The 21,507-nt window shown below is 60.3% G+C and carries 15 protein-coding genes and 1 pseudogene; 9 read left to right on the top strand and 7 right to left on the bottom strand.

Going from position 1 to position 21,507, the window contains the following annotated elements:
• The first annotated feature begins 135 nt into the window (after positions 1–135).
• The gene (locus BM252_RS26360; RefSeq protein WP_245774463.1) at positions 136–2,046 is read left to right on the top strand and encodes a flagellar assembly protein A; all 1,911 of its coding nucleotides are present in this window, start codon (positions 136–138) and stop codon (positions 2,044–2,046) included.
• A gap of 225 nt (positions 2,047–2,271) precedes the next feature.
• The gene (locus tag BM252_RS26355) at positions 2,272–4,179 is read left to right on the top strand and encodes a flagellar assembly protein A (protein ID WP_245774462.1); all 1,908 of its coding nucleotides are present in this window, start codon (positions 2,272–2,274) and stop codon (positions 4,177–4,179) included.
• Here the strand turns inward: BM252_RS26355 and arfB are convergent.
• Together arfB and BM252_RS26345 are read right to left on the bottom strand one after the other, a co-directional pair.
• Positions 4,169–4,564: an alternative ribosome rescue aminoacyl-tRNA hydrolase ArfB gene (gene arfB / locus BM252_RS26350; RefSeq protein WP_093390642.1), complete on the bottom strand. Its 396-nt coding sequence runs from the start codon at positions 4,562–4,564 to the stop codon at positions 4,169–4,171. The two genes, BM252_RS26355 and arfB, sit on opposite strands and share 11 nt — an antisense overlap.
• An 88-nt stretch (positions 4,565–4,652) precedes the next feature.
• Positions 4,653–5,756, bottom strand: a complete 1,104-nt coding sequence (locus tag BM252_RS26345; RefSeq protein WP_093390641.1) for a CaiB/BaiF CoA transferase family protein — start codon at positions 5,754–5,756, stop codon at positions 4,653–4,655.
• A 174-nt stretch (positions 5,757–5,930) separates the two neighbouring features.
• Between BM252_RS26345 and BM252_RS26340 the strand changes: the two genes are divergently transcribed.
• Entirely contained in the window at positions 5,931–6,458 is a 528-nt protein-coding gene (locus BM252_RS26340) for a chemotaxis protein CheW (protein WP_093390640.1), read from the top strand.
• Between the two features lie 3 nt (positions 6,459–6,461).
• Here the strand turns inward: BM252_RS26340 and BM252_RS26335 are convergent, their stop codons facing one another.
• The 4 genes from BM252_RS26335 to BM252_RS26320 all read right to left on the bottom strand — a co-directional run bounded on the left by BM252_RS26335 (position 6,462) and on the right by BM252_RS26320 (position 11,033).
• Entirely contained in the window at positions 6,462–8,468 is a 2,007-nt protein-coding gene (locus tag BM252_RS26335; protein WP_093390639.1) for an ATP-binding cassette domain-containing protein, read from the bottom strand.
• A gap of 78 nt (positions 8,469–8,546) precedes the next feature.
• A complete protein-coding gene (prmB, locus tag BM252_RS26330; RefSeq protein ID WP_093390638.1) occupies positions 8,547–9,434 on the bottom strand; it encodes a 50S ribosomal protein L3 N(5)-glutamine methyltransferase in 888 nt (295 codons plus the stop codon).
• 75 nt (positions 9,435–9,509) lie between these two features.
• Positions 9,510–10,643 (bottom strand): succinyl-diaminopimelate desuccinylase, encoded by a 1,134-nt coding sequence (dapE, locus tag BM252_RS26325; protein ID WP_093390637.1) that lies wholly within the window; start codon positions 10,641–10,643, stop codon positions 9,510–9,512.
• Between the two features lie 36 nt (positions 10,644–10,679).
• Positions 10,680–11,033 (bottom strand): Spx/MgsR family RNA polymerase-binding regulatory protein, encoded by a 354-nt coding sequence (locus tag BM252_RS26320; protein WP_093390636.1) that lies wholly within the window; start codon positions 11,031–11,033, stop codon positions 10,680–10,682.
• Between the two features lie 250 nt (positions 11,034–11,283).
• Between BM252_RS26320 and BM252_RS26315 the strand changes: the two genes are divergently transcribed.
• The 6 genes and pseudogenes from BM252_RS26315 to BM252_RS30540 all read left to right on the top strand — a co-directional run bounded on the left by BM252_RS26315 (position 11,284) and on the right by BM252_RS30540 (position 21,010).
• Positions 11,284–12,408, top strand: coding sequence for a DUF6861 domain-containing protein (locus BM252_RS26315; protein ID WP_093390635.1), 1,125 nt, complete (start codon positions 11,284–11,286; stop codon positions 12,406–12,408).
• 31 nt (positions 12,409–12,439) lie between these two features.
• Positions 12,440–13,789, top strand: a pseudogene (locus BM252_RS26310) (IS4 family transposase).
• Between the two features lie 371 nt (positions 13,790–14,160).
• Positions 14,161–15,327 (top strand): trypsin-like serine peptidase, encoded by a 1,167-nt coding sequence (locus BM252_RS26305; protein WP_093390634.1) that lies wholly within the window; start codon positions 14,161–14,163, stop codon positions 15,325–15,327.
• The gene (locus BM252_RS26300; protein WP_093390633.1) at positions 15,318–17,132 is read left to right on the top strand and encodes a trypsin-like serine peptidase; all 1,815 of its coding nucleotides are present in this window, start codon (positions 15,318–15,320) and stop codon (positions 17,130–17,132) included. Before BM252_RS26305 ends, BM252_RS26300 begins: the two co-directional genes overlap by 10 nt.
• Positions 17,132–20,146: an ATP-binding protein gene (locus BM252_RS30545; protein ID WP_139236759.1), complete on the top strand. Its 3,015-nt coding sequence runs from the start codon at positions 17,132–17,134 to the stop codon at positions 20,144–20,146. The genes BM252_RS26300 and BM252_RS30545 overlap by 1 nt, the downstream gene beginning before the upstream one ends.
• Before the next feature lie 96 nt (positions 20,147–20,242).
• Positions 20,243–21,010: a hypothetical protein gene (locus BM252_RS30540; RefSeq protein WP_139236758.1), complete on the top strand. Its 768-nt coding sequence runs from the start codon at positions 20,243–20,245 to the stop codon at positions 21,008–21,010.
• A 162-nt stretch (positions 21,011–21,172) separates the two neighbouring features.
• Here BM252_RS30540 and BM252_RS26295 read toward each other — a convergent pair.
• Positions 21,173–21,507, bottom strand: a 335-nt coding sequence (locus tag BM252_RS26295; RefSeq protein ID WP_281249395.1) for an IS4 family transposase, incomplete at its 5' end; no start/stop codon positions are given.

Genomic DNA, 21,507 nt, shown 5'->3' with positions numbered 1-21,507 from the left:
CTAAGTGTAATATTAATTTTGGGAATGAAAGGTTGCGCGCGCGCGGCCCGTGTATGCTTGACTTTTCGATAACGTAAGCACTGTCCGCCGACCGCTCCCTCCGCCGGCGCCGGGGCGCATCTGGAGAGGAACACCGTGGCATCAGATCTCGCCGGGGCGGCGCCCGTCGCCGCCGCCGCGTCGTCCGTGGCGGAAGTGCCGGCCGCCTTGCTGACCCGTCCGGACGGCGTGTATTTCGCCCCCGGCGTCGGCGCCGCCGCGCTGCAGGCGGCGGTCAACCAGGTGTTCCAGTCGGGCGCCTATTTTGCCGGCCTCGACTACGCCGCGCTGCAGGCCGCGCTGTATCCGCCACCTCCGCCACCATCGCCGCCTGCAACTGCCGGCGCCGGCCAGGCCGTCCATTTCGCCACCGCCATCGTGCCCTTCGAGGCGCAGCGGCGCGCGCTGTACAAGGCGCCGAAGAACCACCGCGACAGCGCCGAGTACTTCTTCGAGCAGCTGTTCTTCGAGGAGATGGTGCTGCCCGACGGCACCGTCATCCCCGAGCGCCCGGCCCGCCTCGACCCCGACGAGTTCGTCGCCGAGTTGTGGCTCAAGGGCATCCGCTTCGGCGTCGACTTCGCCGCCGTCAAGGCCGCCATCGCCGCCGCCAAGTCCGAGCGCATCACCGTGGCGCGCCAGCGCGACGCCAGCCCCGGCATCGACGCCATGGTGGTCGAGGTGTCGCAGGACCTGCACCGCAGCGACGCGCCGCGCGCCCGCGCCGACGGCCGGGTCGACCTGCTCAGCTTCCAGAACCGCTTCCCGCAGATCAAGAAGAACATGCGCCTGCTGAAGAAGCAGCCGGCCCAGGCCGGCAGTCCCGGCTACGAGCTGGGCGGCGGGCCGCTGGCGCCGCAGCCGCCGCGCGACCTCGAGCTGGCCCACCTGGCCGGCGCCGGCACCGTGGTCGAGCGCAAGCCCGACGGCGAGTACCTGGTCGCCACCCAGGACGGTTTTTTGAACGTCGATCCGAAGTCGCACAGCATCTCGGTCAACGACAAGATCGTTAGCATGGACGGCGTCAGCGGGCGCACCACCGGCAACCTGGAGCTGGCCGGCGCCTACGAGGAGTTTGGCGACGTGCAGGAGCAGCGCGAGGTGAGCGGCGGCGACATCACCGTGCACGGCAACGTCTACGGCAACATCAACTCGCGCGGCGGCCACGTCGCGCTCAACGCCAACCTGGTCGGCGGCAGCGTGCACAACGTCGCCGGCAACATCGAGGTCAAGGGCGTCGCCTCCAGCGCCGTGCTGCAGACGCGCAGCGGCGTGATCACCCTGGCGCGGGCGGAGAATTGCGTGATCGCCGCCAGCCGGGTGGTGATCGACTCGGCCAGCAACTGCGAGATCGTCGCCGACGAGGTGGTCATCGCGCTGGCCGAGGGCTGCGCCATCGCCGGCCACAACGTCGAGATCGAGAGCGCCGGGCCGCGCAAGCGCATCGAGATGCTGATCCACGTGCTGGTGCGCGACGTCGGCCACTTCGACCAGCAGCTGGCCGAGCTGGACGCCCGGCGCGCCGCGCAGCAGCAGGCGATGGTCCCGCTGCAGCAGGAGATCGAGCGCATCTCGCTGCTGCCCGACGTGCGCCGCTACCTGGCGCTGGCGGCCAAGCTGCGCACCCACGAGCTGACCTTGACGCCGGAGCAGGGCCAGTTCCTGCGCAAGATCGCCAGCGCCGTCGGCGCCGAGCTGCAGGAGCTGAGCCGCTTGACCCACGAGCGGCAGATCCACGAGACGGCGTTCAACCTGGCCAGCGGCGAGCGCGAGCGCCTGCGCGAGCAGCGCCGCGCGGCGGCCGGGCGGGCCCGCTGCGGCCTGCACATGGTCAGCGGCGACGTGTTGGTGCGCACCATGCCCTTCCACGCCGACCACGGCCCGCTGTACCTGCTGCCGGCCAAGGACATCCAGCACCGCCTGCGCGGCACCGGCGGCGCCGGCAAGACGCTGTTCTCGGGCAGCAGCGGCGGCTTCGACTGGCATCTGGACGCCGACGCCGAGTAGCGCCGTGCGGCGCCGATCGGCGCTGATCGGCCCCCGCCGGCGCTGGTCAAGCGCGCCGCTTGTTGTTAAGATGCAAAAATGATTGCTCTACGCATCATATTTTCGGTGCCGGGCGGCGCCGCCGTCGGGCGGCCGCCGCTTCATGTTACCCTTTTAAAATATTACATCAGGTGAACCCGCCGGCCGCGCCGGCGCGCGCCGACGACAAGAGCATTGGGGAGAACGGTGTCCAACGACGCGCAGGCGGTGCAACAAGTTGTGGAGGAGGAGCTGGCCTGCGCCGTGGTCGAGCGCGAGGACGGCGTCTACTTCGCCGCCGGCGCGCCGACCGGCGCCTGCCTGGCCGGCGTCGACGCCGTGTTCCAGGCCGGCGCCATGTTCGTCGGCATCGACTACCCGGTTTTCCTCAAGGCGCTGTACAACTGCGCCGCCGCGCTGCCCGGCGCGCCGCCGGCGGAGGTGGCCGCGGCCGCTGGCGCGCCGGCCGCCGCGCCGGTCCGCTTCGCCGACCGCATCGCCCCGCTGGTCAGCCTGCGCCGCGCGCTGTACAAGGCGGTCAAGATCGTCAACGGCGAGGCCGAGTACTATTTCGAGCCGGTCTACCTGGAGGGCGCGCCAGAGCTGCAAACCCAGCCGGCCAAGCTGGACTTCGACGAGTTCGTCGCCGACATGTGGGGCAAGGGCATCCGCTTCGGCATCGACGCGGCGGCCGTCAAGGAGGTCATCGCCGCCGGCCGGCTGGCGCGCATCATCGTGGCGCGCCGCCTCAACGCCATGGCGGGGCAGGACGCCAGCATCGTCGAAGTGTCGGCCGAAATCCACCGCAGCAACGCGCCGCGCGAGCTGGCCGACGGCCGGGTCGACCTGCACAGCTTCCAGAACCGCTTCCCCCAGGTCAAACCCAACGTCAAGCTGCTGCGCAAGGTGCCGCGCGCGCCGGGACGGCGCGGCTTCGAGCTGTCCGGCATTTTGATCGAACCGCCGCTGCCGCGCGACGTCGAGCTCGACACCGTGGCCGGCGCCGGCACGGTGATCGAGAACCTGGCCGACGGCGAATACCTGGTCTCCGGCGTCGAGGGCTTCCTCAACATCGACCCGGCCAGCAAGCGATTGTCGATCGGGCCGAAGATCATCAGCCGCGACGGCGTCAGCGCGCGCACCACCGGCAACCTGGACCTGAAGGGCGAGTGCGAGGAGTTCGGCGAGGTGCAGGACGGCCGCCTGGTCGAGGGCGGCGACATCAGCATCCACGGCGACGTGTTCGGCAAGCTGCAGTCGCGCGGCGGCACCATCGTCCTGTACCGCAACCTGGTCGGCGGCAGCGCCGTCAACGCCGCCGGCGACATCCGCGTCAAGGGCGTGGCCTCGGGCGCGGTGCTGCAGACCCGCCTGGGCGAGGTGGTGATGGCGCGCGCCGAGAGCTGCGTCATCTCCGCCACGCGGGTGGTGATCGGCGAGGCCAACAACTGCGAGATCATCGCCGACGAGGTGCTCATCAAGGTGGCCGAGGGCTGCGCCATCGCCGCCCGCAAGATCGAGATCGGCCGCGCCGGCCCGCGCAAGCAGAGCGAGATGCTGCTGTTCCCGCTGGTGCCCGACACCAGCAAGTACGAGCAGCGGCTGGCCGAGCTGGGCGCGCAGGCGGCCCAGTGCGAGCGCGCCGCGCAGCGCGACCAGGCCGAGATCGACCAGCTCACCAGCCAGGCCGAGGTGCGCAGCTACCTGACCCTGGCCACCCGTTTGCGCCGCCGCGAGCTGGTGCTGACGGCCGATCAGGAGCCGCTGTTCCACAAGATGGCGGCGGCGGTCGGGCCGGTGCTCAAGGCGGTGGCCAAGCTGTCGCTCAGCGCCAAGGCGGCGCAGGCGCAGCGCGAGCAGTTGTTCGAGCAGATGGAGCTGGTGCGCCGCAAGCGCGCCGCCGTGCAGGGCGGCTCGCGCTGCCGCGTGCAGATGTTCGCCGGCGAGACGCTGGTGCGCTCGATGGTGTTCAACCCGGACACCGGCACCGCCTACGACGGCGCGCCCAAGGACATCCGCGCCAGGCTGCGCGCCGCCAACAAGGGCCTGACCCTGATCTTCGCCGGCGCCAGCGGCATGCTCGACTGGTCGCTCGACGCCGCCGCTACAAGCTGACCTTGCCGCGCAACTGCTTGGTTTCGCTGTCGCGGCTCTTGCCGTCGAGGCGGCGGCGCTGCGAGCCGCGCGTAGGCTTGGTGGCGCGGCGCGGCGGCGGCAGCACGGCGACGCCGTCGACCAGCTCCTGCAGGCGGCGCAGCGCCTCCTCCTTGTTGGCCTCCTGGCTGCGCGACTGCTGCGCCTTGAGCACCAGCACGCCGTCCTTGGTGATGCGGTTGTCGCGCAGCGCCAGCAGGCGCTCGCGGATGTGCTCGGGCAGCGAGGACTGCACGATGTTGAAGCGCATCTGCACCGCGTTCGACACCTTGTTGACGTTCTGCCCGCCCGGCCCCTGGGCGCGGATGGCGGTGAACTCGATGTCGTTCAAGTCGATCGAAATCATCGTCAAATCCCAATACAGTACTGTTGAAAAAACCGGCGGCGGGAATCCAGGGTCAGACCCTAGGGTCTGACCCTCGGGGCCGCCGTCGTCACAGGCGGAATTTGACCGGCTGCGCCAGCGCCCAGTGCTCGCCCTCGCTGGGGTGGACGGCGCGCCTGGCCATGCCGCGCGCCTGGAACAGCGGGTGCTCCAGCGCCTCGGCGGTGCGCAGCACCGGCGTCACGCAGCAGTCGGCGGCGCCGAACAATGCCGTCCATTCGGCCTGCGTACGGCTGGCGAACACGGCGTCCAGTTCGGCGCGCAGCGCCATCGCGTCGGCGCCGCCGACCCGCTGGCCCAGCTGCCAGTGGCGCTCCTTCCAGTCGGCGCGGCCCAGAACATCGCAGCAGGTCTGCCAGAACTTCAGCTCCAGCGCGCCGACCGCCATGTAGCGCGCGTCGCTGGTTTTGTACACGGTGTAGCAGGGCACGCCGCCGGTCAGCAGGTCGCGCCCCGGCTGGGCCGGCGCGCCGTTGTTGACGCCGACCAGCGGCATGATGTTATGTGCCAGCACGGCGTCCGTCATCGACACGTCGACGAAGCGGCCAACGCCGCCCATCTTCACCGCCAGCAGCGCCGCCAGGATGCCCTGCAGCGCGCTTTGCGCGCCGCCCAGCAGGTCGCCCACCTGCAGGTTGGGCAGGGCCGGGCGGCCGTCGTCGCCGGCATTCTGCTCGAGCATGCCGGCGTAGCCGATGTAGTTGATGTCGTGCCCGGCCAGCGCGGCGTGGGGGCCGTCCTGGCCGTAGCCGGAGATGGCGCACATCACCAGCTTGGGGTTGCGCCGCTTGAGCGCCTCCCAGCCCAGGCCCAGCTTGTCCATCACGCCGGGGCGGAAGCTCTCGACCAGCACGTCGGCCGTGTCGACCATCTCCAGCAGGCGCTCGCGCTGCGCCGAGTCCTTCAGGTCCATGCGCAAGAACTGCTTGCCCCGGTTGACGGCGACGAAGAACTGCGACACCTCGGCGCGCACCGGCCCCATGGTGCGGGCGTAGTCGCCGGCGCCCGGGTCTTCGATCTTGATCACCTCGGCGCCCATCTCGGCCAGGTGCATGGTGGCGACCGGGCCGGGCAGCAGGCGCGTCAGGTCGAGCACGCGGATGCCGGCGAGGGGCTGGTCGGGCGACTGCGGCGTGCTGGCGGAAGGGGGCATGGGACGGAGGGGGAGGGTGGGTGGCCGGCCATTGTAGCAAACCGGCGCGGCATGCCGGTCGGCGTTGATTGTCGTCAACATGAGAAGATCGTGGCGCGGTTAGGATGGCACATGCCTGACGCGGACAACGCAGCGCAAACGCGCCGTCGGGACTTCTCGGACGAAAGGACCATCATGTACTCCACCGTATCGCACAGCGCCGCCGCCGTCATCGAGCAGCCGGACGCCGCTCCGGCACCGGCCGCCGGGCGCCAATATCTGACTTTCCGCCTGGCCGGCATGGAATACGCGCTCGACTTCTCGCGCGTGCAGGAGCTGCGCCCCTACAAGTCGTTGGAGCGCTTCGCTTCGGAGGGCGAGATGATCAACGGCGTGGCGGCGGCGCGCGGCGTCATCATGCCCATCGTCGACATGCGTATCGCCTTCGGCCAGCGCGCGCCGATGTTGGAGGAGGCGACCGACGTGATCATCCTCAAACTGTCGAGCTGCGTGATGGGCATGGTGGTCGACGGCGTGACCGACGTCGTCACGCTGAGCGCGCAGCAGATCCGCCCGATTCCCGGCCTGAACGCCGGCGCCGGCGAGGCCGCCGCCTATCTGCTCGGCCTGGGCGAGGTGGGCGGGCGCCGCCTGATCCTGGTCGACATCGACTCGCTGATGTCGATCCGCAAAAACGCCGAGGGCGCGCTTGCAGCTGGCTGAGTGTTACACCAGCGCCTCGAGCTGCTCCTGCAGCTCGAGCCATTCGGCCTCCAGCTGGCCCAGGTCCTTGCTGAAGAAGGACTGGTCGGCCAGCAGCTGCTTCAGCTTGGCCTTGTTGGCGGCGTCGTAGATCGACGGCTCGCCCAGCTTGGCGTCCACTTCGGCCTTCTGGCCATTGCGCTTGGCGATTTGCTCGTCGAGGCGCTTGACCTTCTGTTCCAGCGGCTTGCGCAGCGTGGCCAGGCGCTGGCGGTCTTCGGCCGCCTGGCGCTTCTGGTCCTTGCGGTCGGCCACCGGCACGGCGGCGGCGGTTGCCGCCGGGGCCACCGGCGAGGCCACCGGGAAGTCGGTCTTGTTTTCCTTGCCGGCCGCCGGCAGCACCGTGGTGCCCTTGCCCAGCTTGGTCTGGAACAGCCAATCCTTGTAGTCGTCCAGATCGCCGTCGAACGGTTGCAGCTTGCCGTCGGCGACGATGATGAACTGGTCGGTGGTGGCGCGCAGCAGGTGTCTATCGTGCGACACCACCACCAGCGTGCCCTCGAACTGCGCCAGCGCCTCGGTCAGCGCCTCGCGCGTTTCCAGATCCAAGTGGTTGGTCGGCTCATCGAGCAGCAGCAGGTTGGGGCGCTGCCAAACGATCAGCGCCAGCGCCAGGCGGGCCTTCTCGCCGCCCGAGAACGGACGGATCGAGCTGGTCACCATGTTGCCGGGGAAGTTGAAGCCGCCGAGGAAGTTGCGCAGCTCCTGCTCGCGCACGGTCGGCGCGATCTTCGACAAGTGCCACAGCGGCGATTCGTCGTGGCGCAGCATCTCCACCTGGTGCTGGGCGAAGTAGCCGATGTTGAGGCCCTTGCCCAGCGTGGCGTCGCCGGTCAGCGGCATCAGCTCGCCGGCGATGGTCTTGATCAGCGTCGACTTGCCGGCGCCGTTCACGCCCAGCAGGCCGATGCGCTGGCCGATCTGCAGCGAGAAGTTGATGTTCTGGACGATGCTCTTGTGCGTGATGTCGCCGGTCTCTTCGTTCTCGATCTTGTAGCCGGCGTCGACGTCCTCCATCACCAGCAGCGGGTTCGGCGCGCTCAGCGGCTCGCGGAACTCGAAGGAGAATTCGGCGGCGGCGCGCAGCGGCGCCAGCTCCTCCATCTTGGCCAACGCCTTCATGCGGCTCTGCGCCTGGCGCGCCTTCGAGGCCTGCGCCTTGAAGCGGTTGACGAAGGACTCCAGGTGGGCGCGTTTGCGGGTCTGCTTCTCCAGCGCGCCGGCGGCCAGGATCATCTGCGCCGCGCGTTGGCGCTCGAAGGACGAGTAGTTGCCCGAGTAGCGCTTGAGCTTGCGCTCGTCGATGTGGGCGACCACGTTGACCACCTCGTCGAGGAAGTCGCGATCGTGCGAAATGATGATCAGGGTGCCGGGGTAGCGCTTGAGCCAGTCCTCCAGCCAGATGATCGCGTCCAGATCCAAGTGGTTGGTCGGCTCATCGAGCAGCAGCAGGTCGGACGGGCACATCAGCGCCTGCGCCAGGTTCAGGCGCATGCGCCAGCCGCCGGAGAAGCTGGCCACCGGCTGCTGCATCTGGTCGAGCGAGAAGCCCAGGCCGAGCAGCAGTTGTTCGCCGCGCGACTGCACGGTGTAGGCGTCGGCGTCGGCCAGCGCGCTGTACATCTCGCCGATGGCGATGCCGTTCTCGGTGCTCTCCGGCTCGCCCTCCAGGCGGGTCAGTTCGGCCTCCAGCTTGCGCAGGGTGATGTCGCCGTCGATGGCGTAGTCGAGCGCGGCGCGCTCCAGCGGCGGCGTCTCCTGCGCCACGTAAGCCATGCGCCACTTGGCCGGGAAGTCGATCTCGCCCTGGTCAGGATGGAGCTCGCCGCGCAGCATGGCGAACAGGCTCGATTTGCCGGCGCCGTTGGCGCCGATCAGGCCGATCTTGTCGCCCGGGTTGAGGGTGATGTCGACCTGCTCGAGCAGCGGTTTGATGCCGCGCATCAGGCTTACTTGTATGAAACGTATCATTTTTTTCTTTGCGGTGGGGCGGCGGGCGCGCGCCGGCCACGGGGCCGGGCGCGCTCGTCTAAAGGGATGGCGGTGTGCTTACAGCTTGAGCTGGTCGGCGGTCAACAGGAACACCATGTCGTCGCCGGCGCTGGTGCTCAGCCAGGTCAGGCCGAGGGCGCCGAAGGCCGCCTCGGCGAAGGCGCGCTCGTTGCCGATCTCGACGATCAAAATGCCGTCGTCGGTCAGGCGCTCGGCGGCGCCGGCGACGATGGTGCGCACCAGGTCCATGCCGTCGCTGCCGCCGGCCAGGGCGATCTGCGGCTCGGCCAGGTATTCCTGCGGCAGCTTGCCCATCGAGCTCGAGTTGACGTAGGGCGGGTTGCTGATGATCAGGTCGTACTTCTTGTTCGGCACGTTCTGGTACAGGTCGGACTGGATCAGCGTGACCCGGTCCTCCAGCTTGTAGGTGGCGACGTTGCGGCGGGCCACCTCGAGCGCCTCGGCCGAGATGTCGACGGCGTCGACCTGGGCGTCGGGGAAGGCGTCGGCCAGCATGATGGCCAGGCAGCCGGAGCCGGTGCACAGTTCCAGCACGTTGCGCACGTTGTCGGGCTCGTTGACCCACGGCGAGAAGTAGTCGGGGATCAGCTCGGCGATGAAGGAGCGCGGCACGATCACGCGCTCGTCGACGTAGAAGTTGTAGGTGCCCAGCCAACCCTCGTTGGTGATGTAGGCGGCCGGCACGCGGTCGACGCTGCGCCGCTCGATCACCGCCAGCACGGCGGCCACTTCCTCGGGCAGCAGGCGGGCGTCGAGGAAGGGATCGAGCTTGTCGAGCGGGAGTTTGAGGGTGTGCAGGATCAGGTAGGCCGCCTCGTCGAGCGCCTCGGCGCTGCCGTGGCCGAAGAACAGCTTGGCGGTGTTGAAGCGGGTGACGGCGTAGCGCAGCAGGTCGCGCGGCGTGGTGAAGGGAGTGGTGGTCATGGCTATCTCGGTCAATGCGGTCATATTAGGTTCGGCGCGCGCCCTGGCGCGCCCCGGTGTGCTCGCGCGCGGGCGTCAGCGCAGCAGATTCTCCAGCGTGCGCCGGTAGATGTTCTTCAGCGGATCGACGAAGCGCAGCTCGATATGCTCGTCGATCTTGTGGATACTTGCGTTGGGAGGCCCGAATTCTATCACCTGGGGGCAGATCTGCGCGATAAAGCGGCCGTCGGAGGTGCCGCCGGTGGTCGACAACTCGGTCGTCACGCCCGTCTCGGTCAGGATCGCCGCCGACAGCGCCTCGCTCAGGTTGCCGCGCGGGGTCAGGAAGGGCAGGCCGCTGAGCGCCCATTTCAGCTCGTAGTGCAGGCCGTGCTTGTCGAGGATGGCGTGGACGCGCTTCTTCAGGCCCTCGTGCGTGCTGGCGGTGGAGAAGCGGAAGTTGAAGTCGATGACCATCTCGCCGGGGATGACGTTGTTGGCGCCGGTGCCGCCGTTGATGTTGGACATTTGCCACGAGGTCGGCAGGTAGTACTCGTTGCCGGCGTCCCACTGCTCGGCGACCAGCTCGGCCAGCGCCGGCGCGGCCAGGTGGATCGGGTTCCTGGCCAGCTGCGGGTAGGCGATGTGACCCTGCACGCCGAGCACCGTCAGGCGGCCCGACAGCGAACCACGGCGGCCGTTCTTGATCATGTCGCCCAGCGTCTCGTCCGAGGTCGGCTCGCCGACGATGCAATAGTCGATTTGCTCGCCGCGCTCCTTGAGCAGGTTGCAGACGATGACGGTGCCGTCGGTGGCCGGGCCTTCCTCGTCGCTGGTGATGAGGAAACCGATCGAGCCGGCGTGGTCCGGGTGGGCGGCGGTGAACTCCTCGCAGGCCACCACCATGGCGGCGATCGAGGTCTTCATGTCGGCCGCGCCACGGCCGTACAGCTTGCCGTCGCGGTGGGTTGGGTTGAAGGGTTCGGAGCGCCACTGCTCGACCGGGCCGGTCGGCACCACGTCGGTGTGGCCGGCGAACACCAGCAGCGGCGCGGTGGTGCCCTTGCGCGCCCACAGATTGGTCACGCCGTTCGACTCGATCACCTCGCAGGCGAAGCCGAGCGGCGCCAGCAGGTCGATCAGGTGCTGCTGGCAGCCCTTGTCGTCGGGCGTCACGGAGGACAGGGCGATGAGTTTTTCGGTCAGCGCGAGGGTGCGGGAAGGAGTCATATGCGGCTTAGTCGGATCAAAGAAATCGGCGGGGGATTACAGGGCGAACAGCTGGCGGTACTGGGCGTCGGAGAAGCTGACGGCGAAGGCGCCGTCCTTGTCGAGCACCGGGCGCTTGATCACCGAGGGGAATTCGAGCATCAGCGCGATGGCGGCGGCGTCGTCGACGATGGCGGCCTTGCGCTCGTCGGGCAGGGCGCGCCAGGTGGTGCCCTTGCGGTTGACCAGCACGTCGCGGCTCAGGTGGCCCAGCCAACCGGCGACGATGTCGCCCGTCAGGCCCTGTTTTTTGAAGTCGTGGAACGTGAAGTCCTGCTGCTGCTCCGCCAGCCAGACGCGGGCTTTTTTGACGGTGTCGCAGTTGGGAATGCCGTAGAGGGTAATTGTCATGTCAAATCAAAGGCTTGCGTGGTTATTCGGGAACGTCCGGGGAGTGCGCGGCGGGGCGGCGCCATGCGCCGGCCGCCCAACCCTATAGGATAGCATGGCGGCCGCCCCGGCTGCTCGCGGCGCGGTTCGGCGTCGTTTCTGGCGCCGGTCGATCAAGACTATGTGTCCCATGCAATCATTTGCGTTGCGTCAACGCCTGCTATTGATGGGAGCGCATGCTTTGCGGACATGAACCCACGGCCTGTCCATCATGAGCGGCAATCGATTTGATCGTTTCGAGTATTACGAATGCTTGCGGCAGCAGGATACGCTGCTGGACGAGGCCATTGCCCGGCGCCGCCTAGCGGATTGTCCACACGGTCCATTCGAACACCGACTTGGTCTAGACGGGTATCTGTACATTGGCGCCCGCGTGCGTCGCGTGCGCGAAGCCGTTGCCGAATCCCAATCTATCGCGCTGCGCGAACTGCAGGCCAAGTTGGGCGGCATCGGCCTGGCCGATGTCTGGCCGATCTTGCGGGAAATCTGCCACGATGTCGCCTTGTACGTCGGCGGTGGCGCGGTGATTGGCGGCGTCATTGGTGGCGGCCTGGGTGTGTTTGCGTTCGGCGCCGGTGCCTTGCCGGGCGCCGCTGCGGGTGCCGCGCTGGGGACGCAGGCGGGCAATCTGCTGCTGGGATTTTTCGGCCTGAAATCGGTGGTGGTGTTCATGCTCGACAGCCTGCCGCGCGCCACACGCGCCTACCGGCAGGGTTTCTTCGAAGCGTGGGGCGGGATGCCCGACCTGGGCGCCTATTCACTGGACGCGCCCCATTACGGCGTCGATCGCTTGGCCGACAGCACCTATCTGGCAGCGCGTGCCTTTGCGCGCGGCCACGAGATTCTTATCCTGGCCCTGTTGGCTGGCGTGGTGGCCTATCTGAGCAGAGGCAAGGGCCAGCTGTCGGCGCTGCTGGCGGAGGTGCGGCAAAGCGCGCGGCTGGGGCCGAAAATGGCGGGTTGGCTGGAGCAGTATGAAGGTAAACTGCTCAATCATCCATTGCTGAATGAGCGTGCACGGGGCAATGGTGGTGGCGCCATCGGTGGCGGCGCGGAAGTCGGGACGTCCGCATCCGGCCCCCGCACGGGTAATCAAACGACAACAGGAACCGCCCCACGTGATGGTGCCCGAACCGTTGGCGAAGCCGAACGCAAGGCTTTGCTTGAGGCAAATAGCGCAGTGCCACATGGCTTCGCAAGCGCTGACGAATTTGTCCAATTCGGTCGTGATATGCGTGCCGGTCTTAGCCCATATCGTTATACACAAGTCGATAGTGGCCCCGCACTCGTACCAAAAAGTCGTTATCATTCAATGCCTTACCTGAGGGGCTTGTAAACTCAGGCGAGATCGCGTTTACTCTCTGACTTTGGGTGACGCATTGGCCAAGGTATCGAGTCGCTGGACGGATCATGAGTTTGCGGGACTGAACCTGGGCGATGCTCGCCTCGACAAACGAGCGAGAACATTGATGGAACGATTTACGGCGAAACCGACAGCCAGCATTCCCGAGGCCTGCGACAGCTGGAGTGAAACCTGCGCGGCCTACCGCTTTCTCGGTAACGCCGAGGTATCCTGGCAGGGCATCCTGGCGCCGCATTGGGAGCGGACCCAGGCCCGCATGCGACCTCATCCGGTCGTGCTGTGCATTCAAGACACGACCGAACTCGATTTCAACGGCCAGGAAACGGCGGGGTTGGGCCCGCTGAACTATGAGGCGCGGCGCGGCATGTACTAGCACCCGACCTTCGCCGTGACGCCTGGGCGCTAACCGCTCGGTGTGCTCGATGCGTGGATGTGGGCGCGCGAGGGGCGCGATAAGGACGGCGTGCGCCACGGGCAAAAAGAGAGTGTGCGCTGGATCGAGGGCTATGAGCGCGTCGCCGAGTTGGCCGCGACGCTGCCCGGCACGCGGCTGGTGTACGTGGCCGACCGGGAGGCCGACGTGGTGGCGTTGATGCGCCGCGCGCGCGACCTGGAGACGCCCGCCGACTGGCTGGTGCGCGCCACGCACAACCGCAGCGTGGCCAATGGTGAGAAGCTGTGGGGGCACACCTGCAGCGGCACGATGCTGGGCGAAATCACCTTTACCATGCCGGCGCGCGATGAACAAAAGGCGCGCCCCGTGCGCCAGCAACTCTGGTCCAGACAGGCCCGGATCGCCGACGGCCAGGGCGGCCTGCTTGAAGTGACCTGCGTCGTGGCCCGCGAAGTGGGCGCACCGGCCGGCAACGATGCCGTCGAATGGCGCCTGCTGACCAACCGCCCGGTGTCGGGCGTCGAGCAAGCCGTCGAACTCATCGAGTGGTACCGGGCCCGCTGGGAGATCGAAATCTATTTCCATGTGATCAAAAATGGTTGTAAGGTCGAGGGATTGCAGTTGGCGGCCATCGACCGCATCGAGCGGGCCCTTGCCTTGTTCATGGTGGTGGCTTGGCGCGTCACCTATTTGATGCGCATGGGCAGAACGTGCCCGAATCTCGATGCCGCACTGTTCTTCGATCCCGACGAAATTCGCGGTGCCCATTTGCTGACCAAAAAGAAAATGCCGGCCACGCCGCCAACGCTGAACGATGTCGTGCGCCTCATTGCCCAAATCGGTGGTTTCCTGGGCCGTAAAAGTGATGGCGAGCCCGGAGCCAAGACTCTGTGGCGGGGCTTGGAACAAGTTCATGCGACAGCCGAAACCGTACGTGCACTGCGCGACGGGCTTGGCTGATTTATGTATAACGATATGGGCTTTACCCCCTCTCAATGTCGAGATCGTCGATCCTGAGGCGATCTGAGAGGTCAAAATTTTTCGCGTCAGTTTCATTTTCTTCTGCCGCGCAGACTCCTAGCTCTGAACAGGGGCATGCTGCGACGAGGGACATGATCGCACGAAACTTGTCATCTAAGGAATTTAAATTTCCTATTTGCATCTGAAATTTAATAGAATTCTGACTGGCCACGTCAGGAATCCTCGACAAACCAGCATTTTTCACTTGGTATCACTTCAAGTGACAATGCGTGACAATACAAACGGTTTTTTTATGCTACCGTAGTTGCTATTTTTTAATTTTTTGTATTTTTGTGAAGAAACCGTAAACCATGACTGACTCGTATGAAAGTGTGAACAACGACGAAATTATCCGAGCGATTAGTTTACGCGGGACGAGATTGGAAGCTAGCGAGGGAAGTGTAAGCTCTGACCAACTCAGAGATTACTTACGACAAGAGGGCACAAACTTACAGCTGGAGCGTTTGCAAAGCGTGCTTAATGAGCAGTTAACCATAAGCTCATCGCTTCGAAAAACATTGCTCGGCGGTGCTGAAGAAGCTTTGTTTAGTATGACCACGAGCACAAAAATATCCATAGCGGGGCGCGTTGGACTGGAGGCGCTTATATGCGTCACTGGGAGACCCGCTATAGCGACGATGAATGGCAATATTGACTTGGACAATCCGTTGTTGAACGAATGGGCCGGTCGAATTTCGCCCTACGTGTTGGACGGAACCTTAGCCAAGCGAATTCGTGGTGTGGGCCGCATTGACAGGGCTGGTAAGCACAAAGGAACTGGCTTTGTCGTTGGTCCCAATCTAGTCCTTACTAACCGACACGTGTTGCAATTAATCGCGACGCCCATACCCCAGGATACGCGCCCAGATCATTGGGATCTGCATGAGACTGACATCACAATAGATTTTTCAGACTGTCCTGACGAGTCAGATGGGTTAGAGCGATTTAGGGTGACGGAAGTAGTGGCGGCAGGCGACGATCCAATCCTTGACGGATCTCACCATCTGCTTTTAGACGCTGCCTTATTGCGAGTGGAAGCTACTGACAAGTCCAAACCATTTCCAGCCCCTATTGGTCTTCTGTCCAACCCCAGCGCAGGCGCGAAGAATCGTCCTGTGATGTTAGTCGGCTATCCTGGCAGACCGCAGTTGCCTAAACTTGGGAACGAGTACGACCATGAGATTATTGCAGTTCTCAATCAACTATTTCCAAAATATGGAAGACGTTATGTGTCGCCAGGCCTCATAACTGCGGCAGCGAGCGGTGCCAAAGGTGATGAAGATTTTTGGACATTCCGTCACGACGCCACCTCTTTAAACGGTTCATCGGGCTCAAGTGTTTTGGCGTTAGAAGGCGATGTTCGGGCAATAGGACTTCACTACTCTGGACTTTGGCGAAAAGCCAACTTTGCACATGCTATGCCTCGCATAGAGCAGTCTGTAGAGTTTCTTAAAGCGCAGGGTGTGTTATGGATGTAAAGGCAGAAGTTCAGAACAGAACCCCTAACTATCCGCTCATCGCAGCCATGATTATTATGAGTCATGTGCAATTTACAGAAATCTATGATCGACTAGCCCAGACCCACGGCAGCGACCAACTTATGGTCATCAATGCCCTTAATATTCCGCCTAGTGATACGAGTCAAAAATATCTATATGCATTGCAAGCTGCAAACGAAGCAGGCTGGCTTCCTGAACTCGTACGATTGCTTGCACGGACAAATGCATTACATGCAAACACTTTTTCTCCTAGAACCCCTGCCGGAGCCCAATTAGAGGCGCTAGTTAGCCCCCAGGCGGGTTTCCTTGACGCAGGTCTGCTGCCCAGTTTTAGGCGCGCAATACCGCGTATCTGTCTGATACGTGTCAATCCAAGCCATGCAACTGGCACCGGATTTCTAATAGGCCCTCAGGTCGTATTAACTGCTTGGCATGTAATAAAAGAATTGGTAGAGCCAACTGATCCAACAAAAGCACAGGCCCGTACTGCCAAGCGCTTGGAAGTATTATTTGACTTCGTTGGAAATGAGAATGGGATAAGAGTTGGAGTACACGACGACTGGCTTGTAGGAGCTAGTCCGGCCCATGAGTTGGAGCAAAGACAAGCTTGGGAATTTGATCCGGAGGCGACCACTGAAGGCTTCGACTCACACTTGGATTTTGCGATGATATTCTTGTCTCATCCAGTCGGTATTGAACGCGGCTTCTACCCATTAGATAGAAACCGCTCTGCACAACTGCCGTGCCAGGTCAACCTATATCAGTATCCTGGTGCGGCCAAGCTCAAATTAACTACGGGCATCGCCATAGAGTACTGGCCCAAAGCTGTAAAAGCTCGGCTCCTACACGCTGCGAATTCAACCCACGGCTCCTCAGGAGGCCTAGTCTTGGATGATTTAGGTGAAGCTGTGGCTTTGCACCAATCCGGGGGATGGAGCGATCTGCGTCAAAAGACAATTAATGGCGCGATACCGACCTCTTTTATCGCGACAGCAGGCGCGGTTGCAGGCTTTGATACTACTGTAATCGACGGAGTCGAGCCTTTAGCTCTGCTGCCAACCTCTAAGCATCCTGTATTCGGACGAGAGAAATTTCAAGAACTTGTGCTTTCTGCTGTGGCTGGCCGTTGCCGCGTCATTGCGGTACAAGGTGAGCTGCAAACAGGGCGTAGCTTTAGTTTAGAAATTCTGGAGGCACAATTGACGGCATCTGAGCACACCGTCGTGCGTCTATCCGCACGCGACTTTCCTCAGGAAGCAACAGCGGCTGCGATATTTCTAATACAAGGGTGTGGAACCAAGCCTGAAGAAATGGGGGGGCTACCATCCGCTACTGATTACCACACGGCAAGTGCCGCATGGTTGAAAGATGCGTTATTGCCGCACTTAATCGATGCACTTGTTAGGGCCGCGGGAGCAAGGATTATGTGGGTGGTCATCGACGATCTAGATGAGTTTTTACCTGAAACAGCCTCGGCACATCTTTTGAATTTATTACTCAGTCAACTTGACTCAATCCCAAGTTTACGTTTTATATTCCTTGGAAGAGTTTTGCTATCTGGCCTGCCCCAAGATACCGAATTTGAACGGCTATCAAAACCAACTGTGCTAGATGTGGAGAATACGATTAAACGCCACATAGTAGCAGCTAAATTTGAGGGGGACATAGATACGAAATCTGCCGCGCAAATTCTGCATCCAAAGAATGTCGACCAATGTGTGTCAACGCTCGCGCTCGAGTACTGCCGCCGCATTTCACACCTCATAACTACAGGAGGGTCTTAATGGTCATCCAGACCAATTTAGACGACGTCGTCACGAGCATAGTCGATGATGCACTGGAGAGTGCAATCTTCAGAGATACGTTCAATCCAGTAGACCTACTTAGCGTTTCTCCTAATGATGTACATTGGCCTCCTGCACTCCGACGGCTAGCCGAATTTTGCGTAGAAATAGAAACCAGTGAGGGTCTGCAATGGTCACTAAGGCCTGACGCACGCGTACGAGCATTACGATCGTTAAAGCCTGACCGCCTTTATGAACTAGCTATAGAAGCAGAAGAGCTTTCCAAAGATAAGCTCGGTCGGTGGCTTGCGATCGTTATCTTGAACCGTGAAGTCGAATTTCGGCGACTATCCGTAGAGACATTACAGCTTCTGCGTAAAGCTGCGCTATACGTCAACTCAGAGAAAATAGCCTTTTCTCCTCGTCTGCTAAACCAACATCTCGAGCGTCAAGACGCAACAACCTCCTTGAAATTGGCTCGTTCGGAAAAAGTACTAGGCCGCTGGTGGCAACTACGACGGATGAAAATTTTTGCGGATGTCCATCGTCAGCCAGGCCCAGGACTTAACAGCCTAGAAATCACAGGCCCTGGTGGGAGCGGAAAATCGGCACTGCTGGCAGAATTTGTGTCACAAATACGAGGAGACGATTGGCACGGTAGTCCGTTAGTTTGGCTAGACTTTGATCGTGTAGAGTTATCAACCGCTAGCCCGAGCGCACTGACATTGGAGTTAAGCAGACAAATCGGCTTGACGGATGTTAAATGGTCGAATGCCATGAACAATTTTAGGCAGGAAGTAGCAGAAACATTAATCGGCCATACACCTGGTGGGCAACTCGAATTTCACAGCTCTTCAGTCGCGTCGAAAGGAATTAGCTCAGTGTGGCACCGCCACACGCGGGGGACTTCATTAGAGGGCCCATTGATTCTTATTCTCGATACCTTAGAAGAGGTTGCAGTACAAACCCCGGAGGTCGCAAATCGATTAGAACAGTGGCTGTGGAGCTTGATGCATGAATTTGAACTGGCTGATGTACGCGTAATCATGGCTGGTCGTGTTCTACCAGTTCGACAAATTAATAGATGGCCTCAAACTATCCATTCGATGACAATAGGTAATCTACCTCATCGCGATGCCAAACGTTTGTTGCAAAGACTCGTCCGTCAGTCTAACGTCGAGCCCGTGCCCTACGATCTCTTAGTAACGCGATTTGGCGGTAATCCACTGGTCCTGAAATTGATAGCTAATTGGATTAATACTGATCCTCACTTCGCCATAACTGATCTCACTTCGGACTCTTTCTCCCGAAATATCAACGAAACAATAGCGCAGGGATTAATTTATCGTCGAATACTTGGGCGCATGCGCACCAATGATAAAGTAAAGAAACTTGCTTTTCCGGGATTGATATTGCGACGAGTTACTCCTGAACTCATCATGAAGGTGCTTGCCGAACCATGCGGCCTATCTGACATAACTTTGCAACAGTCAGAGGAAATGTTCAACGTCTTGTCTAGTCAAGTTTGGCTCGTGAAGCGTGATCTCCAAACAGGAGCACTATTGCATCGTAAAGATCTACGACAATTGATGCTAAAGATATTAGTTGAACACGATTATCCGGTTGCTAGCGCGATTCACCTTAGAGCCATCAAATATTATGAACACGAAGAGGGCCAAGAATTTACATCTGCTCAGCGAGAACTAGAGGCCCGTTATCACCATCTTATGCTTGGTACGCTTGAAGATCTAGACTTAACCCAAGCCAGAGCACTGTTGCAGTCCATTGGAACGGATATTAGCTCCGCTCCTCTTGTCGCTGCAGCACGCTTAAAAGCACAAGCACAATATCGACTGCAATCTCACGAGCTGCAACTGTTGGATGAAGACCTTCGTTCGAACTACGAACGTAAAACAAAAGGACGCTTGTCTAGAGAATCGAGAGATATTCCATTATCAGAAATTCTACCTGTGACAGTGTTGAATGGACTAACTTATCAGCACGAGATTGAATATAACGTTATTCTGGATTTTTTTGCGAACGCAAATTTCGAAGCGGCAGCCAACGCTGCAATGGCAGTATTTGAAAGAACTTTCAAAGAGCGGACGCGAGGTGTTCGTGTCACGGAAGGACGTAATTTAACCGAATCATCATTATGGCAAGCAGCGCTATCGGTGCTTGTAGCAGGGAAGCCGTCGGCTTTAGCTAACTACATCAAGCGTCAACTCGATTCACCAAAGAAAGACTCTCATTTTTCTGAGCAGTTTAATTTGGATGGTAAGGGGTCACTTACCTTCAGACAAGGTATCGAAACCATTTTGAGTTTATTGATGCCTGGCGTCATAAACACTGAAAGATCTGCCCCCCGACAAAGAAGTCTTATCGAGATTGAGCACATCGACGATTATCGTTACGTGCAACTAAATTTAGCAGCGCGAGAAGATTTCTTTGCCGAGCATAAATACATACGCGCCGGGTTAATGAGATTTTTGGCGCCAGAATTTATCATATATCTACAATCCACTGAAAATATTCAGCGGGCCAGAATTCTGCGTCGTCTCCCTATTTTGGCGAGAACGGAAAATTTATTTAACAAAGGGGATTTCGACTTAGGTTTTATTCGAGAAATTGTCTCACAGATCATCGTAATGCCAATTCAAACGGATACCAGCGAAAGGAAGAAAATATTTAACTCAGGCCTCTTGACGGATCTTTATCCTGCAGTTTGCCCAGTTCTGGAAACTGTTGATCCTACTTTACTTTCTGAGTTTGTGAAAACTCTACCTATAGCAAAACGTGCGTTGTGGCCAATTGAATTGCAAGCGGATCGTCTTCTCAAATCAATTAAGAAAGATCGAGTTGGTTGGATAGCGACATTTGTCGAATGCGTAGACCAGCATGGGATGCTTGAAAGTCTGATCCGTTATTGTAGAGTGAATTCAAAAAATGAAAAAATTACACAAATAGAACGATTGGTTTCTATCGTTGATCGTCGTTTTAGCACCAATTACTGATGTTTAGAGACTTATTTACGATGATAGCTGTCTACGCTTCTATTTATCGCTCGATCCGACAAGGGGCAAGCAATTTTCAACTGGAGAATTTTCGTAATGGATGATTTAGTGGAATTTACTCAACGTTCCGAAGCGCTTCGTCATCATATTGCAAGGTACAGCGTTACTCTCGTAATATGTTCGAACGGTACTCCAATAGAAATTGGCTCCGGGACATGTATTGAACGCGATGGAATTTTTGGGATTGTGACCGCAGCTCACGTAGTTAAAGGCGTCGCCTATAAGGATATTGCAGTTATCTATAGCCATATACCTTCACGGCTTAATTCATACATCACAGCAACTTTTATTAACGGTGGAGACGAAGACGATCCTTTAGATGTGGCATTCCTTCATGTTAGCAACGCAGGCTTGACGGAGCTAAGACTTCATAAATCATTTTTGCCGGCGGAACGTTTTCGCCATGACATATCTATATTAGCTAACGATATGTTCATCGTATATGGAACGCCACGAGAACTTCTAGACGATCAGGCATTAGAGAATAATGAAGTTAAAGCGCATCCAATGGCGTATCTCACAGTCTCATTGGAAAAACTCCCAGTTAACTTCCTCGTGGCCAACGATATCGCGATTGAGTATCCCAAGGATGGCAATATTTTTACCGCAGATGGAAAGCTCGCGCTTCTACCCGCAGCAGAGGGTCTCAGTGGTGGTGGGGTGTGGATTGCATCAGCGAACAAAGATGGATTATGGAGCCCTGAGGATGCGAGGCTGGTCGGTGTCGAGATAAGCTGGCATCCACGAGAGCGCTGGGTTAGGGGGAATCAAATTCAACACGTTCTGCCATTGATTATGAATTGAAGGCCTCCTATGAAATCAAAGAACAAAGACGCTGAGCTTAAAAGTAATTGAGTGGTCGCGCCTAGAAGAATTCTGACTAACTTTGATGGTTCTATGCCGTTTCGTGTGGAAATTGACTTCAGGCCACCTCTAGAAACCTAGCCTCATATCGTTATACATAAATCAGCCAAGCCCGTCGCGCAGTGCACGTAAGGTTTCGGCTGCCGCATGAACTTGTTCCAAGCCCCGCCACAGTGTCTTGGCACCGGGTTCACCGTCACTTTTACGGCCCAAGAACCCACCGACTTGGGCAATGAGGCGCACGATTTCGTTCAACGTTGGCGGCGTGGCCGGCATTTTCTTTTTAGTCAGCAAATGGGCGCCGCGAATTTCGTCGGGATCGAAGAACAGCGCGGCATCGAGATCCGGGCACGTTCTGCCCATGCGCATCAAATACGTGACACGCCAAGCCACCACCATGAACAAGGCCAGGGCCCGTTCGATGCGGTCGATGGCCG

Origin of the sequence: Rugamonas rubra (assembly GCF_900114705.1) — a bacterium.
Taxonomy (GTDB): Bacteria; Pseudomonadota; Gammaproteobacteria; order Burkholderiales; family Burkholderiaceae_D; genus Rugamonas; species Rugamonas rubra.
This window is presented reverse-complemented; position numbering and strand designations above follow the sequence as displayed.

Coding starts and splice junctions, on each gene's coding strand:
- arfB (WP_093390642.1), bottom strand. CDS start 4,564: ATGATTTCGATCGACTTGAACGACATCGAGTTCACCGCCATCCGCGCC.
- BM252_RS26345 (WP_093390641.1), bottom strand. CDS start 5,756: ATGCCCCCTTCCGCCAGCACGCCGCAGTCGCCCGACCAGCCCCTCGCC.
- BM252_RS26340 (WP_093390640.1), top strand. CDS start 5,931: ATGTACTCCACCGTATCGCACAGCGCCGCCGCCGTCATCGAGCAGCCG.
- BM252_RS26335 (WP_093390639.1), bottom strand. CDS start 8,468: ATGATACGTTTCATACAAGTAAGCCTGATGCGCGGCATCAAACCGCTG.
- prmB (WP_093390638.1), bottom strand. CDS start 9,434: ATGACCACCACTCCCTTCACCACGCCGCGCGACCTGCTGCGCTACGCC.
- dapE (WP_093390637.1), bottom strand. CDS start 10,643: ATGACTCCTTCCCGCACCCTCGCGCTGACCGAAAAACTCATCGCCCTG.
- BM252_RS26320 (WP_093390636.1), bottom strand. CDS start 11,033: ATGACAATTACCCTCTACGGCATTCCCAACTGCGACACCGTCAAAAAA.
- BM252_RS26315 (WP_093390635.1), top strand. CDS start 11,284: ATGAGCGGCAATCGATTTGATCGTTTCGAGTATTACGAATGCTTGCGG.
- BM252_RS26305 (WP_093390634.1), top strand. CDS start 14,161: ATGACTGACTCGTATGAAAGTGTGAACAACGACGAAATTATCCGAGCG.
- BM252_RS26300 (WP_093390633.1), top strand. CDS start 15,318: ATGGATGTAAAGGCAGAAGTTCAGAACAGAACCCCTAACTATCCGCTC.
- BM252_RS30545 (WP_139236759.1), top strand. CDS start 17,132: ATGGTCATCCAGACCAATTTAGACGACGTCGTCACGAGCATAGTCGAT.
- BM252_RS30540 (WP_139236758.1), top strand. CDS start 20,243: ATGGATGATTTAGTGGAATTTACTCAACGTTCCGAAGCGCTTCGTCAT.